General features: G+C 40.0%; 15 protein-coding genes. 10 read left to right on the top strand and 5 right to left on the bottom strand.

The window, feature by feature from the left end; genetic code table 11:
- Positions 1 to 39: 39 nt before the first annotated feature.
- Complete coding sequence (locus ACIFPW_RS03215; RefSeq protein ID WP_194222516.1) at positions 40 to 1257, bottom strand: DUF819 domain-containing protein; 1218 nt, start codon at positions 1255 to 1257, stop codon at positions 40 to 42.
- Positions 1258 to 1425: 168 nt separating this feature from the next.
- Here ACIFPW_RS03215 and mscL point away from each other — a divergent pair, with 168 nt between their 5' ends.
- The 5 genes from mscL (at position 1426) to ACIFPW_RS03190 (ending at position 4729) form a co-directional block, all read left to right on the top strand.
- Entirely contained in the window at positions 1426 to 1938 is a 513-nt protein-coding gene (gene mscL / locus ACIFPW_RS03210) for a large conductance mechanosensitive channel protein MscL (RefSeq protein ID WP_430241957.1), read from the top strand.
- A 93-nt stretch (positions 1939 to 2031) separates the two neighbouring features.
- Positions 2032 to 2718, top strand: coding sequence for an alpha/beta hydrolase (locus ACIFPW_RS03205; RefSeq protein ID WP_430241954.1), 687 nt, complete (start codon positions 2032 to 2034; stop codon positions 2716 to 2718).
- Positions 2719 to 2821: 103 nt separating this feature from the next.
- A complete protein-coding gene (locus ACIFPW_RS03200) occupies positions 2822 to 3460 on the top strand; it encodes a nucleotidyltransferase domain-containing protein (RefSeq protein ID WP_430241952.1) in 639 nt (212 codons plus the stop codon).
- A gap of 90 nt (positions 3461 to 3550) precedes the next feature.
- Positions 3551 to 3880, top strand: a complete 330-nt coding sequence (locus ACIFPW_RS03195; RefSeq protein ID WP_226616766.1) for a tRNA-binding protein — start codon at positions 3551 to 3553, stop codon at positions 3878 to 3880.
- A gap of 96 nt (positions 3881 to 3976) precedes the next feature.
- Positions 3977 to 4729, top strand: coding sequence for a nucleotidyltransferase domain-containing protein (locus ACIFPW_RS03190; RefSeq protein WP_430241950.1), 753 nt, complete (start codon positions 3977 to 3979; stop codon positions 4727 to 4729).
- Between the two features lie 58 nt (positions 4730 to 4787).
- Here ACIFPW_RS03190 and ACIFPW_RS03185 read toward each other — a convergent pair whose 3' ends face one another.
- Positions 4788 to 6731 carry an FAD-dependent oxidoreductase gene (locus ACIFPW_RS03185; RefSeq protein WP_430241948.1) on the bottom strand — a complete coding sequence of 648 codons (1944 nt, stop codon included), beginning with the start codon at positions 6729 to 6731 and terminating at the stop codon, positions 4788 to 4790.
- A 212-nt stretch (positions 6732 to 6943) separates the two neighbouring features.
- A complete protein-coding gene (locus ACIFPW_RS03180; protein ID WP_194222510.1) occupies positions 6944 to 7801 on the bottom strand; it encodes a DegV family protein in 858 nt (285 codons plus the stop codon).
- A gap of 147 nt (positions 7802 to 7948) precedes the next feature.
- Here ACIFPW_RS03180 and uvsE point away from each other — a divergent pair, with 147 nt between their 5' ends.
- The gene (uvsE, locus tag ACIFPW_RS03175; protein WP_430241946.1) at positions 7949 to 8914 is read left to right on the top strand and encodes a UV DNA damage repair endonuclease UvsE; all 966 of its coding nucleotides are present in this window, start codon (positions 7949 to 7951) and stop codon (positions 8912 to 8914) included.
- 288 nt (positions 8915 to 9202) lie between these two features.
- Here the strand turns inward: uvsE and ACIFPW_RS03170 are convergent, their stop codons facing one another.
- Positions 9203 to 9790: a TetR/AcrR family transcriptional regulator gene (locus tag ACIFPW_RS03170; RefSeq protein WP_430241944.1), complete on the bottom strand. Its 588-nt coding sequence runs from the start codon at positions 9788 to 9790 to the stop codon at positions 9203 to 9205.
- Between the two features lie 129 nt (positions 9791 to 9919).
- Here ACIFPW_RS03170 and ACIFPW_RS03165 point away from each other — a divergent pair, with 129 nt between their 5' ends.
- Positions 9920 to 10909, top strand: a complete 990-nt coding sequence (locus ACIFPW_RS03165; protein WP_430241942.1) for an NADPH:quinone oxidoreductase family protein — start codon at positions 9920 to 9922, stop codon at positions 10907 to 10909.
- Between the two features lie 95 nt (positions 10910 to 11004).
- On the opposite strand, the gene ACIFPW_RS03160 is transcribed toward ACIFPW_RS03165, so the two are convergent.
- On the bottom strand, positions 11005 to 11643 hold the full coding sequence (locus ACIFPW_RS03160) for an O-methyltransferase (RefSeq protein WP_430241940.1): 639 nt from the start codon (positions 11641 to 11643) through the stop codon (positions 11005 to 11007).
- 356 nt (positions 11644 to 11999) lie between these two features.
- Here ACIFPW_RS03160 and ACIFPW_RS03155 point away from each other — a divergent pair, with 356 nt between their 5' ends.
- The 3 genes from ACIFPW_RS03155 to ACIFPW_RS03145 all read left to right on the top strand — a co-directional run bounded on the left by ACIFPW_RS03155 (position 12000) and on the right by ACIFPW_RS03145 (position 15114).
- Positions 12000 to 12899 (top strand): hypothetical protein, encoded by a 900-nt coding sequence (locus ACIFPW_RS03155; RefSeq protein ID WP_430241938.1) that lies wholly within the window; start codon positions 12000 to 12002, stop codon positions 12897 to 12899.
- A 297-nt stretch (positions 12900 to 13196) separates the two neighbouring features.
- Positions 13197 to 13679, top strand: coding sequence for a PH domain-containing protein (locus ACIFPW_RS03150; RefSeq protein WP_430241936.1), 483 nt, complete (start codon positions 13197 to 13199; stop codon positions 13677 to 13679).
- The gene (locus ACIFPW_RS03145; RefSeq protein ID WP_430241934.1) at positions 13672 to 15114 is read left to right on the top strand and encodes a PH domain-containing protein; all 1443 of its coding nucleotides are present in this window, start codon (positions 13672 to 13674) and stop codon (positions 15112 to 15114) included. Before ACIFPW_RS03150 ends, ACIFPW_RS03145 begins: the two co-directional genes overlap by 8 nt.
- The last annotated feature ends 81 nt before the right edge of the window (positions 15115 to 15195 follow it).

Raw genomic sequence — 15195 nt, 5'->3', positions numbered from 1 at the left:
GTTTTGTCCCAGCCTCTTTTAACTTTCTAGATTAAGGTTCTAGAGCAACATTGTGGCGACCATCTTGGCCAATTGCGCACAGAGAACCGCTGCGTAGCTACCGACAACGTTACCTACAATTCCCATCAAAAGTCCAACAGGAGCAAGTGAAGGTTGGAAAACAGAGGCAACGATTGGTGCCGAGCTTGTCCCACCAATATTTCCTTGTGAACCTACGGCTACAAAGAAAAGAGGGGCACGTAATAAGCGCGCTGCGATGAAAATAACAAGAATATGAATACTGAGCCACACAATGCCCATTAGAACATATTGTGGTGAATCCACTACATAAGTAAGATCCGCTCTTGCCCCTATTGTTGCAAGCAAAAGATAAATGGCTGTATAGCCGACTTTACTAGCGCCATAACCCTCTAGCTTTTTAATAGGAGTGAATGAGAACAAAATACCGATGGCAGAAATAATCATGACTGTCCATGTTGTTGTAGAAAGAACAGCTGATTGTGGAAGATTCTCGGAAATTTTCAATACAATATAAGAGACACCAAAGCCAAGTCCAAGTAATCCTAGTAGCTGAGGTACTTGAATTGGGCGTTCATTCTTACGTTGAATATCATTCATTTCCTTATTCACACTTTGAATAACGGAATCGTCCGCTTTGTTCCATTTGTTAAACTTGTGCTGGAATCCTGCTAGGAAAATCATAATCCCCATCCAGCTATAGCCGACAACAGTGTCAACGACAATAATTGGGGAAAGAATTTCTTTCGGTGTCCCCACTGCTTCAATCATTGCAGCCATATTCGCTGAGCCGCCAATCCAACTTCCTGCGAGAGCAGCAACTCCTGTCCATGCGTCTGCAGGTAGCCAAGGTTGGAAGATGGCTAGCGCAATCGGCCCGCCGATAATAACACCTATTGTTCCTGCTAGGAACATTAATAAGGCTTTTGGTCCTAATCTTAACGTAGCTGGGACGTTAGCTGATAATAATAACAGCAGGAGCCCAACTGGAAGAATATACGTAGAAACGAAGCCATATAAAGTCGACTCTTGCGGAATAATCGCAAATGTCGTTGATAGCATTGGGATAAAGTATGTCCAAATTAACGGTGGGGCATAATGAAATATCTTCTGCAGAACGTTGTTTTTTGATTCGCCAAGCATGAAGATTGCTCCAACTACAACCGTTAGATAGACAAATACAGCCATCGGATCCTCAATTAATGGATTAGCCTTTGACCAGGCTAGTGCAAATGTCATTATTGTTCACTCCTTGATGTTAGACTATAGTCGCAAATAGACATTATATCATCTAAATGACTTTCTTCGCTTTTAAAATTAATTAAAGAAAAATTGCAAGGATTAGAAAAATTCATAGCTTGTATTAATGAAGCATACATATTGTGTAGAGCGAGGATAAAGGAGTGAATTTCCATCGGTCTATTAAATGAATTTCGTCATTTCGCTATTAGAGGTAACGCGGCTGATATGGGAATTGGAATTGTCCTAGGCGCAGCGTTTAGTAATTTTATCGATTCGCTTGTTTCAGATATAATACTTCCACCTGTAGGTCTACTATTAGCGAGAATTAATTTTTCCGATCTTTTTATTAGTTTAAATGGGCATTATTATCCTTCTCTCTCTGATGCAAAAGAAGCCGGGGCGGCAACAATCAATTATGGAGTTTTCCTTACAACGTCCATTCGCTTTTTAATCATTTTCTTTTCGGTGTTTCTTGTCGTTCGTCAGTTGAATAGATGGCGAAAACCAGGACAGGATCCTATTAATTCTATGACTAGAAAAGAATGCCCGTTTTGCTGTACACCGATACCTTCGAAAGCGGTGATTTGTCCGAATTGCTCTACATCTCTTCGTGAAGAATTTGAACCGCCTTCACTAAAGGTTCATGTTCGGAAAGATTCAAGAACATCATTTAAGTAATAGGAATGATATGTATGGGCAACAAGCGATTAACTTTTTCTTCTGATGGGAATATAAAGTGGTAACGACAGAAGGAAAGGTGAGAGGACAAACATGATTGGTTGTTTGCTCATACATGGATTTACAGGGTCACCATTTGAGGTTGAACCTTTGGCAAATTATTTTCGAAGTCAAACGGATTGGGTTGTAGCATCACCGACACTTCCAGGACACGGTGAGAACGATTCACTTAAAGGGATTACCTTTCAACAGTGGGTAGATACAGCTGAGGAATATTTAGTACAGTTATTAGAAAGGTGCGACACGATTTATCTCATTGGGTTTTCAATGTGGGGCGTTCTTGCAGGCTATTTAGCAACGAAGTACCAAATCGATAAATTAGTATTATTAAGTGCAGCTATACAGTATATCCATCCTTTTCAAATGGTGAAGGATATAAGAGAAATGATGACTGATCTATGCAGAGGAAAGCTTCTTCAGAATGAGTTATTCATTCGCTATAGCAAAAAGGTAAAGACAACGCCGCTCCTTGCTTCATTAGAATTTCGAAAGCTTGTCCAACACCTCAAGCCATCCTTCGAACAGGTCTCTATTCCAACGATCATTTTACAGGGAAAGCTTGATGGAATGGTACCTTATAAAACCGCTGATACGATTTATCAGTTGATTCGTTCGGATGAGAAACAGGTTAGATTGATGGAGAATTCAAAGCATTTGATCTGCCACGGGGAGGATCGGGATGAGGTTATTCATACGGTGTACCGTTTCCTTACAAACTAGCGGGATGATTGTTTATAAAACAAAGAACTTGCTTTTAACTATAAAGAACAGCTTCATACTTGCTAGCTCCTTCTTAGGGTCTCGGTGAAAAGGAGAAAAAGAGATGCGAAATCCACTACTTACTCCAATAATGATTGAAAAATACGCTAAACGACTTGTTGTCCGATTGAAACAACCATCGTTATCTGGGATTGTTTTGACTGGTAGCTTTGCTAGAGGAGAAGCTGGTCCATATTCCGATCTGGATATCTGGTGTTTTTATAAGGAGCTCCCAAGTAAGTCGCCATGTCTCCCTGAACTAACGGGTATTTCACTTGATCTAAGAGAAGTTAGTCTACAGGAATTTAGTGAAATGGCTGATGGGTCAAAAGAGTATGTGGCTCCTTGTTTTGAGCAATTAAATGTATTTGGAGAAACACCTTTTGTCCTTCCTTCAAGAAATAAAATCAAGGTTGGTCTTATGAGCCTGCTACAGTCTATTGATACTCGCTTGCAACAGTGTGTGCCACCAATCAACCACTACGAATTATTAAATGACATCATGTACGCCCTTCGCATCGAACAGTTCTTCAAGACTTCACAATACCCCCTCACCCTATCTGAACTATACGCTATACAATTTGAAGAGAGCGATCGCTTCCTAGTAGAGTGTTATTCTTCATTCTTATTTGGAGAGCGACACAAAAGTGAGGATGAAATTCATAGCGGGATTCATCTTTTTATGGAGAAGAGATTGGAATAAGAAGGATTTTAAAATCATCTCGAGAAACAAATGGTAGAGGTATTGAAAGAAAATGATTCTATACTTAGATGAAAAGGCAGGGTGGATGAAGTGGCGACGTTTGATGATTTTATGAAACTTGATATTCGTGTTGGGGAAATTATTGAAGTGAATGATTTTAAAAAGGCTAGAAAACCAGCTTATCAATTAAAGGTAGATCTGGGGGAGGAAATTGGTATCAAGAAGTCCAGTGCACAAATTAAGGACCTGTATAACCAGAATGATTTAATCGGTAAACAGGTGATGGCAGTGGTGAATTTCCCCCCACGGCAAATTGCAGATTATATGTCTGAAGTACTTGTATTAGGCGTATACGGAGATGAAGGAGTCGTGCTAATACAGCCTGATCAAAAAGTGAAAAAAGGTGATAAATTAGGATAAGGAGTGCATATAAGCATTCTTTTTTTTCTTGTCTATTTACTTCCAATCCCTATATAATGATTTAATATCTAAAAAATGTAAAAATGAGGTGAGGGAGTGAAGCAAGAAGAAGCAGTTCGACTGATATCTAACAGTCTGGAGCAAGATCCTCTCGTAAAAGCAATTTTCCTTAAAGGATCTATGGGGCGAAACGAACATGATGAAAATTCGGATGTTGATCTTTATTGTCTTGTAGAAGAGAACGATGTGGAGTTGTTTCTTAAGAATCGAAAGCATCATTTAGAAGCATATGCTAATCTTCTCTTTTATGATGAAATTTTCATTATTGCTCCCCAGATCATCGCTGTGTTTGATAATATGCTCCATCTTGATTTATTTACAGTGACAGCGGAATCGTTGATAGAGAAAGATTATTGCAAAGTGATTTATGATCCCAACAATCGGTTGAGTCATTTTAATGAGCAGTTAACCTTATCGAGGCAGGAGTTTATTAATCATGTGGATGATACGGCTTTTTTCTTATTTCAATACGAGAAGTCGAGAAGAAGAGGAAACGATATTTGGTCTGTTCATATGTTAAATCAAGTCATGCTTCATTATTCAAGAGTGATATTGCACCGTTATCATCCGGATCGAGCTCAGCTTGGTTTAAAAGCATTGGTTGGAACACTGGGGGAGAAAGAGGTCGAGAAGTCGAAAGAAATTTTTCAGTTTATGACGATTGAAGAGCATGAGAAATCTGCTAAGTTTATTCGAAACTGGTTGAAGGAAGAGGAAGATTGGATCATAGAGCAGTTAGAAGGTACGGTTTATAGTGTGCCTTTTCTTAAACGTATGATTTGGAATTGATATAGAACGAAAAGAAAAGGCGCTCTCTGGCGTCTCTTCTTTTCGTTTTGGGACCTAGCTAGTTAATCGATATGGTTTCGGGTTCGAATGCGATTTTAGCACCTTCATAAATGGCGCGTTTCGCATCAAGCTCACCAGCAAGACGAGCGCCACCGATAACTGCGATTTCAACACCTTTTTGTGAAAGTAATTCGCATTCACGGGGTATATTCGATTCCTGCCCAGCTGCGAGAATGATGGTGTCGGCTTCGAGAAATTCTTTCTCGCCTGTCTCTGCATTTCTGATCGTAAGACCATCCTTTGTCATTTCTTCATATGAGAGATTCGTTCGAAACTTCACACCATTTTTCTTTAGATCCTGCAACATCGCCCATTTAGTTGTTTTGCTAAGGCCTTCACCCATTTTTCCATTACGTCTTAGAAGGAGAATGTTATTGATTCCTTTTTCAATTAAGAAATGAGACACATCGCATCCGATGCCACCGGCCCCAATGATAATCACATTTCTGCCCACAGCCACATTACCAGAAAGAACGTCTGGATAAGCGATGGAGTGTTCAATACCCGGAATAACCGGTTGCCGTGGTGTCACACCAGTTGCTACCACAACAAGATCTGGTGAATGATTTAAAAGCTCTTGTTCTGTTGGTTTATGATTTAAATAAATCTTAACGCCTAATCGGTTTAGTTCCGTTGTATAGTAGCGAATGGTTTCATCAAATTCTTTCTTGATTGGAATTTTTCTAGCCAGGTTAAACTGCCCACCAAGCGCAGAGCTCGCCTCATAAAGTATCACGCTATGACCTAATTCAGCATGAGCTCTTGTAGCTTCCATGCCAGCGACGCCTCCACCGAGCACAATAACTTTTTTTATATTTTCAGCTTTCTTAATGGTCCACTTGTGCTCTCTGCCAGCCCTGGGATTAACAAGACAAGAGACGGCTTTGCCTTCGAAGGCATGATCAAGGCATGCCTGGTTACAAGCGATGCATGTGTTGATCTGATCAAGTGCTTGTTCCTTCGCCTTCACTAATAGATGTGGATCGGCCAGGAAAGGTCTAGCCATTGAGACCATATCGAGTTTCTGAAGTAACTCTTCAGCTAGAACCGGGTCATTAATTCGATTACTTCCAATCACCGGGATGGTCACCGCTTCTTTAATTTGTAGAGCGGGTTCAATAAAACCAGCACGAGGCACCATCATTGAAATCGTTGGGACTGTTGATTCGTGCCAACCGATTCCAATGTTTAGAATATCAGCGCCATGGGCCTCTAATTTTGTAGCTAGTTGAACGGTTTCCTCTGGTGTTGAGGAGTCGGGTACTAAATCGAGTCCAGACATACGAAAAATCACTGGATAATCCTCTCCGACTGTTTTTCGAACTGCTTTAAGGACTTCGATTGCAAAACGGGTGCGATTCTCAAAGTTTCCGCCCCATTTATCTGCTCGCTTATTTGTTCTTGGTGATAGGAATTGATTGATTAAATATCCTTCAGAGCCCATGATTTCTACTGCGTCAAATCCAACCTCTTTCGCTTTCCTGGCAGCTTCTGCATAGGATTCAAGTAAATTAAGAATATCTAGTTCATTTAGTTCCTGGGGAGTTTCTCTGTGTATGGGCGATTTGATAGGAGATGGAGCGACAGACGGAATGCCGTTCATCTCAGAGTAAGCATATCGTCCAGCATGAAAAAGCTGTGCCGCAATACGCCCATTTGCTGTATGCACGCTGCTTGTTAATCGTTTCATGACTCGAAGATCATCGTCTCGATAGAATCCTAGAAAATGGTGTCCACCATCGCCTTCAGGTGAAACAGAAATCCCTCCTGTGACAATGAGACCTGGCCCGTTCTCTCCTGACCGTTCAGTATAAAACGAAATGAGAGCATCCTCTTGATCCTTATTACCTTCCATTCCAAGGTGCATGGATCCCATCATTACTCTGTTCGGCAGGGTTAATCTCCTTAATTGAATTGGTTTAAATAATTTTTCCCATTTCATAACTGCTCACCACACTTCTTTGTTTTGAACACATTTCGATGAATGGTCATTCATTTCCTGTAAAGAAAGCGTTTTTTTATTTTAAATTTTTATTTTATTCAAGGCAATGGTAATGAATGTTATTGATTTTTGGCTCATTTGAGTAATCAACAATATGAGCAAACATAGATTTATCCAAAAAAAAGAGCGCAAAATGCGCTCCTAAATGGATATTAATTTTTCTTGAATGCGACAAGAAGGCCACCTTCGCCAGCATAAGTGCCAATAAGCGGCCCCATCGTCGAAAGGATGACGTTTTTAAATTTATAGCGTTCTTGAATTTGCTCGATTAATGCTTTTGCTTTATCCTCACAATTACTATGAGCTACAGCAATGACTTTATCCTCAAAATTATGCCCATACTCGCCAATTTTTTGTATGAACTGGCGTACTGCTCGCTTGTTTCCGCGGATTTTATCAAGGACCTCAAGTGAACCATCGTCATCACTTGCCTTCATAAGTAATTTAATATTCAAGGCAGAAGCAATCGTTCCTCTTACACGATCGAGGCGTCCCCCCTTGATAACGTTCTCAAGGGTGTCTAATAAAAACATTGTTAGCGTATCTTCTGTGTATTCATATGCTTGTTCAACGATGGATTCAAAGGTTTCGCCGTCACGAGCCATTTCTGCAACGTGATAAACAATGATCCCAAGACCTGATGAGGCTGTTTTTGAATTGATGACTTCGATTTTCCTGTCAGGATGTTCCTCATGAAACATTTTCTTTGCAAGTACAGCATTGTCATAAGTAGTGCTTAATGCTCCGGACAGCGCTATAACAAGAATATCGTCCTCAGGACTTGCTTCTTCAAATTTTGTAAGAAAGTCCTGTGGTGCTGGGGCAGAGGACTTAGGAAGTTCTTTCGATTTTTTTAGTTTTTGGTAGAACGTTTGCGTATCAAGATCTACTCCAGCTTTGTATTCTTCTTCACCAAAGAGAAGGTTGAGTGGAACGACCGTTACGTTCAATTCATTTAGCAGTTCTTCAGGGAAGTCGACGCTGCTGTCAGTAATGATTCGAGTTGCCATACAATTACCCCTTTTTTGTTATTACCCGCATCCAGGTATTATGTCTATTGTACCACGCTTCAACGTCTAATCGAACGTAAGTTGTGGCTAATGAATTAAGAATGGAATGGAGAGCCTAATAGAAAGATGTTTGGAGGTGAGAATGGAATGACAATTATTCGGCTAGGGTATGTCGCAATGAGTACAGAACTGAATAACAGCTCTCCGTCTCAGACGATGACATATGCTCAATTTCAAAAAATCCAAGATAGAGAAGCTGCTATTCGGAAACTGGAGCGGATTGCAATTTCAAATCTTGAGAACTGCCTACGTCTTCTTAAGCACAATAAAGGGAACGAGATTCATTTTTTTCGCTTTAGCTCAAGGCTAATCCCGCTTGCCAATCATGAAGCCCTTGAAGGGTGGGATTATCTTTCTCCACTAAAGAAATCGTTGAAACAGGTAGGTGATTTTGCAATTAGAGAAAAAATGAGGGTGGACTTTCACCCGGATCATTTCGTCTTACTTAATTCACCTAAGAAAGAAATTTTACAAGCATCGATTCAAATGCTTTCTTTGCACGTGCGTCTTCTTGAAGAAATGGGACTTCCTTCAACACATCGGTGTGTCCTTCATGTAGGAGGAGCCTATGATGATAAGGAGAAATCACTTGAACGGTTTATCCATAATTGGATGTATACCCCACACAAAATACAACAAACCATTATTTTAGAGAATGATGATACAACGTTTACGCTCCTAGATACTCTTTATTTATGTGAGAAGTTAAACGTGCCGCTCGTTTTTGATTATCATCATCATGTGGCGTGTCATAAAACAAAAGATTGGGTGACAGAATGGGGGAGAGTGGTTAATACTTGGAGAGACTCTTCACTACCTGTTAAGATGCATATTTCTTCTCCTAAGAGTGAAAAGGAATTTCGAAGTCATGCTGATTATGTAGATGTTGATTGGTTCTTTTCTTTTCTAAATGAAGTCAAAGGTAGCACAGACCAAATTGATTGTATGATTGAAGCCAAGCAAAAAGATGCAGCGCTCTTTCAACTGATGGAGAGAATTAGACAAAGAAGTGATGTTGAACTAATTGATCAATCTACGTTTAAACTAAAGTAAAACCGGGCGTGCTTGGCCCGGTTTTACTCTGTGATTTTTTTGCTTTTTTGTTTAGTGGAAGGCTTTGTTTGGTTGGCATGTTCAACAGACTGAGACAGCTCTTTTTTCATGCCGCGTTTTTTCTCCTGAGGCAAACGTCATTCCTCCTTTACTTGATGTTAGCTTGTCCTTTCTCAGTTGTTTTATTAATAAGAGTGAAAGGCCGACTTGTTTTTTGAGAGAATGAAGTTCAATAGGAAATGTGGAGCTTTTCATTGAAAAGTAGCACGGGTCGAAAAGTAGCAAAAGTTAGTTTTGTATATAGGAAAGCACGCTCCTGTAACAAGCTGTTTTATATGCGCTATGTTGTATATGGTCACCCGTCATCATCCATTGAATCATATAACCGTCTATCATGGCCCTAATTGTTCTCCCTGCCTCTTCGTTATCAATCGTACGAAAGGCGCCCTCTTTCTTCCCTTGCTCGAGAATCACTTTAGAGATGGATGAACAATTTTGATAAAAGCGTTCATTTATTTCTCTGTACCGTTTGTTTTTGGTTGCCTGCGCAAGAAAATCTAAATATACACGGTAGAATTTCTCATTTTCTTTAGGACCTACAAACACTGTATTTAAATATGCCAGAAGCATGTTAGTTGAAGTTGTTTCTTTTTCAACAGCCAGCTTCTCTTTTTCGTATATGCGATCGGTAATTTGAGCGAGCAGATGAGCAAGTACGTCCTCTTTGTTCTGGAAATAATAATTCGGGACGCCTTTACTTACGTCTGCATAATCAGCTATGTCTTGAAGTGTAACCGCCTCATAGCCTTTATCAGAGACGGCTTGATAGGCTGCTTTAATAATCTGCTGTCGCTTTAACTCAGCTTTACGTTTCATCTCATTCCTCTCCTTACAGTGCTCATTATACACAAACCATATGTGTGATTAAAGAATTCAGATTAATTGACCAGTCAGAATAATTTCTGTTAAGATGAATCCGAAAGAAAGTTGAAGGAGGGATCCTAGATGGATCAATTTAAAGCTTTAGTTGTTGATAAGGTTGATGAGAATACAGAAGTATCGATAAAGAATTTAACGAAAGACGATCTTCCTGAAGGAGATGTGTTAGTTAAAGTTCATTATTCTAGCGTGAACTATAAAGATGGGTTAGCTACTCATCCAAAGGGAAATATTGTTAAGAAGTATCCCCACATCCCTGGTATAGATCTTGCAGGTGTTGTTGCGGAATCGGATCATCCAGATTGGAAGGAAGGAGATCGGGTCATTGTTACTAGCTACGAGTTAGGCGTGTCACACTACGGTGGGTTTAGCGAGTATGCAAGGGTGAAATCAGATTGGATCGTCCCACTTCCTGAAGGGTTGTCTTTTAAGGAAGCAATGGTATACGGGACAGCAGGATTTACGGCAGCTCTTTCCGTGTATCAACTTGAACAAGCTGGTGTGACGCCTGAAAAAGGACCAGTTCTTGTGACAGGTGCAACGGGTGGCGTAGGAAGTATGGCTGTTGCTATTCTAGCTAAAAAAGGGTATGAAGTGGCAGCAAGTACAGGGAAAGAATCAGAATACGATTACCTGAAGCAACTTGGTGCGACACATACAATCGGTCGAGAAGAAGTAGCCCCTGAAGGATTTAAGCCAATTGGCAAGCAGAAGTGGGCAGGCGCAGTCGATCCCGTTGGAGGAGAAACGCTTGCTGCTGTTTTAAGTAATACAATGTACGGTGGCGCTGTTGCCGTAAGTGGTCTTACTGCAGGCGCTAAAGTTCCTACAACTGTTTTTCCGTTTATTTTAAGAGGAGTTAATTTACTTGGAATTGACTCTGTCTATTGTCCAATGGAAAAACGGAAGGAAATTTGGAAGAAAGCCGCTGACGAGTATAAACCGTCTGAGCACCTTGAAGCGATTCAAAATGAAGTGACACTTGATGAACTACCTGATGTGTTGAGTTCTATTCTAAATGGCAAAGTACGTGGAAGAACAATCGTAGCATTCTAAATAAGAGGGCGATGTTAGGCGGTTTCTTCGCCTTTCAGCTAACAAAAAAGAAGGGAGAGCAATGCTCTCCCTTCTTTTTTGTATATTTCTTCTAGTTAAGGTTTTACTCTACAAATCGTTAAGCCATCGCACAAAGGCAATAGAATGGACTCAACTCTATCATCAGTTGCTATTTGTTTATTAAATGTTCGAATAGCTTCCACATTCTCACTATGAATATCTTCATCGAAAACTTTATCACCTTGAAGGGTATTATCAGCTACGATGACTGCTCCGGGAGTTGCTAATTTTAGTGCCATAGTAAAATAGTTAGGATAGTTCACTTTATCAGCATCAATAAAGAAGAAATCGTATTGCTGGCCGGCATTATGGAGAGATTCCATATTTTGAAGAGCGGGTCCTATGACATACTTCACTTTATCGCCAAGTCCAGCTCTAGTGAGGTTGTCTTTAGCAACATTGGCGTAGGTTTCTTCTAACTCCAGGGATGTGAGGGAGCCTTCTTTCTCAAGAGCACCTGCGAGCATGATGCCACTATAACCGCCAAGTGCACCGATTTCCATTACGTTTCGAGGTTTTGCAATACTTACGAGTAGAGCTAGGAAGCGTCCTACTTCAGGTTTAATTGAGATTGCGGGCATACCATTTCTACGAATGCTTTCATTGACTGATTGAAGTGCTGTGTCTTCATTTCCAAATAAATTGCGAATATACTCATCATGGTTGCGTGCCAAGTGAATCTCATCCTTCCTGAAATTAGTGGATTCGTAATCATTGTTATGCAGAAGAGAAAGGGTGTCAAGGTAAAAGTCGTCATACTACTACTGTTTATTCACTAGTAGTAAAGAGAGCATGTCCCGGTTAAGTAGCTTGAATAGGGATTAAAGTCCTAGTCCATTCCACAATACTTGGGAAAGCAGGAAACAATTCGCTTAATTAATCCGACGAAAGTTATTGTTATTTCCCAATACCCCCTTGACGAATTGTTTGTTAAACTAGTACTAACAGCAAGGATCGGTTATAAATATCTATCCTTTTTCCTACTTGCCTAAACGGAAGAAGGCAGCTGATTATGAAGGGAGAGTTTAGAATGCCGTTAGAGCAAGGGAACAAAGCACTTAAATCCGGTGAAAATGCCCATCACAATACTAAAACATCTGAGCGGGTCAATGTACCCAAGCTACCAATCGCAAGTGAAGAAGGCTTTTCTAATGTTGTAAGGGATTCAAACCAGAATTATTGGTTTACCAAGCAACTTTCATCTAACCATGTCGAGGTTTATGTCTTTGTTCACCACCTTGCTCAATTGAGAACATTTCAAGTAAACGGGAAGCCAAGTTTCTATGAATACCCTGAGTCAGTTTGCATTGCTTGTGAAGGGGAAGAATGGAATGGATGGATTTATGAGTTCGCAAAGGAAGACCCGCGGATCACACACCAGTGGCATGTGAATGGCATTTTCTGTGATTTAAAAAGAAAAGGAAATCAGCTAATTGTTTCTTCTTACCATGTTGAAGGAAATGAAGCTCTTTTAACAACATTCGGTGACAAAGGAAAAAAAGTGATCCCGCTAGAAGCTGGATATTCTCCAGTTAATATGATGATCGCAGAGGAAGGCATATATATTGCTGCACTATCGATCTCAGCTTCTTATCAAGATCAGATTCTTCTTCTAAATGATTCTTATCAGATAAAAAATTCCTTTAAGCTCGACTTTTCTCCAAGAACGATTCACTCCTGGAACGGGAGCTTAATTGTTCATGGCATCAATGGGCGAACAGGGAAAAGTGATCAGCTCGTTTATATATGCTCCAAAACAGGACATCAAGAAAAATTCCCTATCCCAAGTAGTGAGCTTGTTCAATGTTCAGATCAACATCTAACTTTCTACAACGCTGACTCAAAAATACTATCGATTTGGGATCATGAACAAAAAGAAATCATTAGTATGAGAGAATCCGAACGACCTTATGTATCAAAGCATTTTTAATTCTGTCATGCTCATAAACGTTATTAATTTATTGGGCCTTTATCCTTTATAAGGACTTTTCGCTCGAAATGAGCCAGAATCGAAAAATCAACATTATGGACTAATATAGTTTTGATTTTAGAAAAAACTTGAGCTGAATGTCGCTCAAGTTTTTTGTTTTGTGAGATTTTGATGAAATGAAAAGGTGAATGAAGAAGGAACAAAGAATACAGTTAGAACTAGTGATAGAGGACCTTAATAAACATGATATACTAATTTAAAGAAAATAGAAGATACGAGGTAGAAAGGGGGAAAAGAATGCGACTGGAACCTTCAAAACAAATTGATCCACAAGGATTGAAAGTTTGGCAAATTACTGGTGGACTGGCTTCTTTACTAGCCATTGCTCTCCTATGTGGCCTGTTTGTTATTCATTTAATGATAGTACCAATTCCTTTATGGACATTGGTGATAAGCTGCATACTTGCTTTGCTCTTTTTCCTATTACAAACCTGGATTTTACCGAGATTACGATGGTCAAAATGGCGGTATGAAGTAACAGAACATGAAATTGAGCTTAAATATGGCGTTATTGTAGTGAAGCGAACGTTGATTCCAATGGTTCGAGTTCAACACGTTGATACAAGACAGGGCCCACTTTTAAGAGCTTATCGTCTATCATCTGTGACTATTTCTACTGCAGCAACGACTCACGAGATTCCAGCTCTATCAAATGACATAGCAGATGAGCTAAGAGACCGTATCTCCGTGCTTGCAAGGGTGGCGGAAGAAGATGTCTAATAAGAAACGTCTTCATCCAGTGGCTATGTTATTATCCCTTTTAAGATACGCAAGAGAAGCGGCGCTCCCTCTTATTTTCTTTGTTTTTGTTGGGGGCGGAAGCGGCTATGAATGGTGGCACGTTATAGCAATAGGGGCACTCTTATTGTTTACGATCGGAAATGGTGTTCTTGGTTGGTTTTTTTATACATATCAAGTCGAAAACAATGAGCTTCGAATTCATCAAGGCTTTATATTTCGAAAGAAAAGATTCATTCCACGTGAAAGAATTCAATCCATTGATTTTTCTGAAGGTCTTATTCAACGTTTGTTCAGTCTTGTGAAAGTTCAAATTGAAACCGCTGGTGGTGGTGGCGAACCTGAAGTGGTTATGTCCGCTCTAAGACGTGAAGATGCAGAGCTATTAAGAAGTGAACTTTATGATAAAAGAAAACCAAAATTAGATGAAGAAGTGGAAGAACTTAAAAATCCAAAGACATTCGAATATAAGCTTTCATGGCAAGAGTTACTTATAGCGGCATCCACGTCGGGCGGTATTGGCGTAGTGATCTCGTTCGTTGCAGCCTTTGCTTCCCAAGTGGATGATCTTCTTCCTGATGCATTTTATGAGAGTATGACAGAGCGAGTGATGGAGGCTACCCTTCCATTTGTATTACTTGCTGTTGCCTTTTTATTATTAGTCTCCTGGATCTTCTCTGTTTTGGGGACTGTTTTGAAGTACGGAGGGTTCATTCTCACTCGAATGGAGAATGATTTAATCATTAATAGAGGGATATTAGAGAAGAGACAGTTAACGATTCCTGTGCATCGTATTCAGGCCATACGCATTGTAGAGGGGGTTCTTCGTCAACCGTTCGGCTTTTCTGTGCTTTATGTGGAGAGCGGTGGTGGCGGTGGAAAAGATGAACAGTTTTCAACGATTTTATTTCCGCTTATAAAGCGTCAGAAAGTTACCGAGTTGCTTGCAGAAATTCTACCTGAATTAGCGATCCATGAAGAATATGTCTCCTTGCCTGTTCGTGCTAGGAGAAGGTATTTTTTTCGATTCTGTATCCCCGTTCTATTACCAATAGGTGTCATTAGTTACTTTGTTCCATATGGCGCTATGTCGATATTGTTGCTACCGATCTTTGCTCTGATTGGTTATCTTCATTATCGAGATGCTGCTTCTGGTGTGAAAAATGACGTGGCGCTGTTACAATTTAGGCAAATTGGGAGAACACGTGCCTATGTTTCTCGTAAGAAGGTTCAATCGCTGGAAATTGAGACGAATTTCTTCCAAAAGCGTCGAAAATTAGCTACATTTAAGGTATCGATTTTATCAAGTCTTGCTGGAAAACAGTTTAGAGTGAAAGACATCGGTCATTCTCATGCAGAAGAACTGTTAAATTGGTATTCCTATCGTTCAAATAAAAGTAAGGATAATAAAGAGTGAACTTCTTCTTGCAGAATGTCAGGTCATATGAAATAGCAATACTTTTAGAGGGATCATTCATCTTATAGAAAGGGGTGTGAA

It is taken from the genome of Pseudalkalibacillus sp. NRS-1564 (genome assembly GCF_050467905.1).
GTDB classification, from domain to species: Bacteria; Bacillota; Bacilli; order Bacillales; family Guptibacillaceae; genus Guptibacillus; species Guptibacillus hwajinpoensis_B.
This window is presented reverse-complemented; position numbering and strand designations above follow the sequence as displayed.

Coding starts and splice junctions, on each gene's coding strand:
- ACIFPW_RS03215 (WP_194222516.1), bottom strand. CDS start 1,257: ATGACATTTGCACTAGCCTGGTCAAAGGCTAATCCATTAATTGAGGAT.
- ACIFPW_RS03205 (WP_430241954.1), top strand. CDS start 2,032: ATGATTGGTTGTTTGCTCATACATGGATTTACAGGGTCACCATTTGAG.
- ACIFPW_RS03200 (WP_430241952.1), top strand. CDS start 2,822: ATGCGAAATCCACTACTTACTCCAATAATGATTGAAAAATACGCTAAA.
- ACIFPW_RS03185 (WP_430241948.1), bottom strand. CDS start 6,731: ATGAAATGGGAAAAATTATTTAAACCAATTCAATTAAGGAGATTAACC.
- ACIFPW_RS03180 (WP_194222510.1), bottom strand. CDS start 7,801: ATGGCAACTCGAATCATTACTGACAGCAGCGTCGACTTCCCTGAAGAA.
- uvsE (WP_430241946.1), top strand. CDS start 7,949: ATGACAATTATTCGGCTAGGGTATGTCGCAATGAGTACAGAACTGAAT.
- ACIFPW_RS03170 (WP_430241944.1), bottom strand. CDS start 9,790: ATGAAACGTAAAGCTGAGTTAAAGCGACAGCAGATTATTAAAGCAGCC.
- ACIFPW_RS03165 (WP_430241942.1), top strand. CDS start 9,920: ATGGATCAATTTAAAGCTTTAGTTGTTGATAAGGTTGATGAGAATACA.
- ACIFPW_RS03155 (WP_430241938.1), top strand. CDS start 12,000: ATGCCGTTAGAGCAAGGGAACAAAGCACTTAAATCCGGTGAAAATGCC.
- ACIFPW_RS03150 (WP_430241936.1), top strand. CDS start 13,197: ATGCGACTGGAACCTTCAAAACAAATTGATCCACAAGGATTGAAAGTT.
- ACIFPW_RS03145 (WP_430241934.1), top strand. CDS start 13,672: ATGTCTAATAAGAAACGTCTTCATCCAGTGGCTATGTTATTATCCCTT.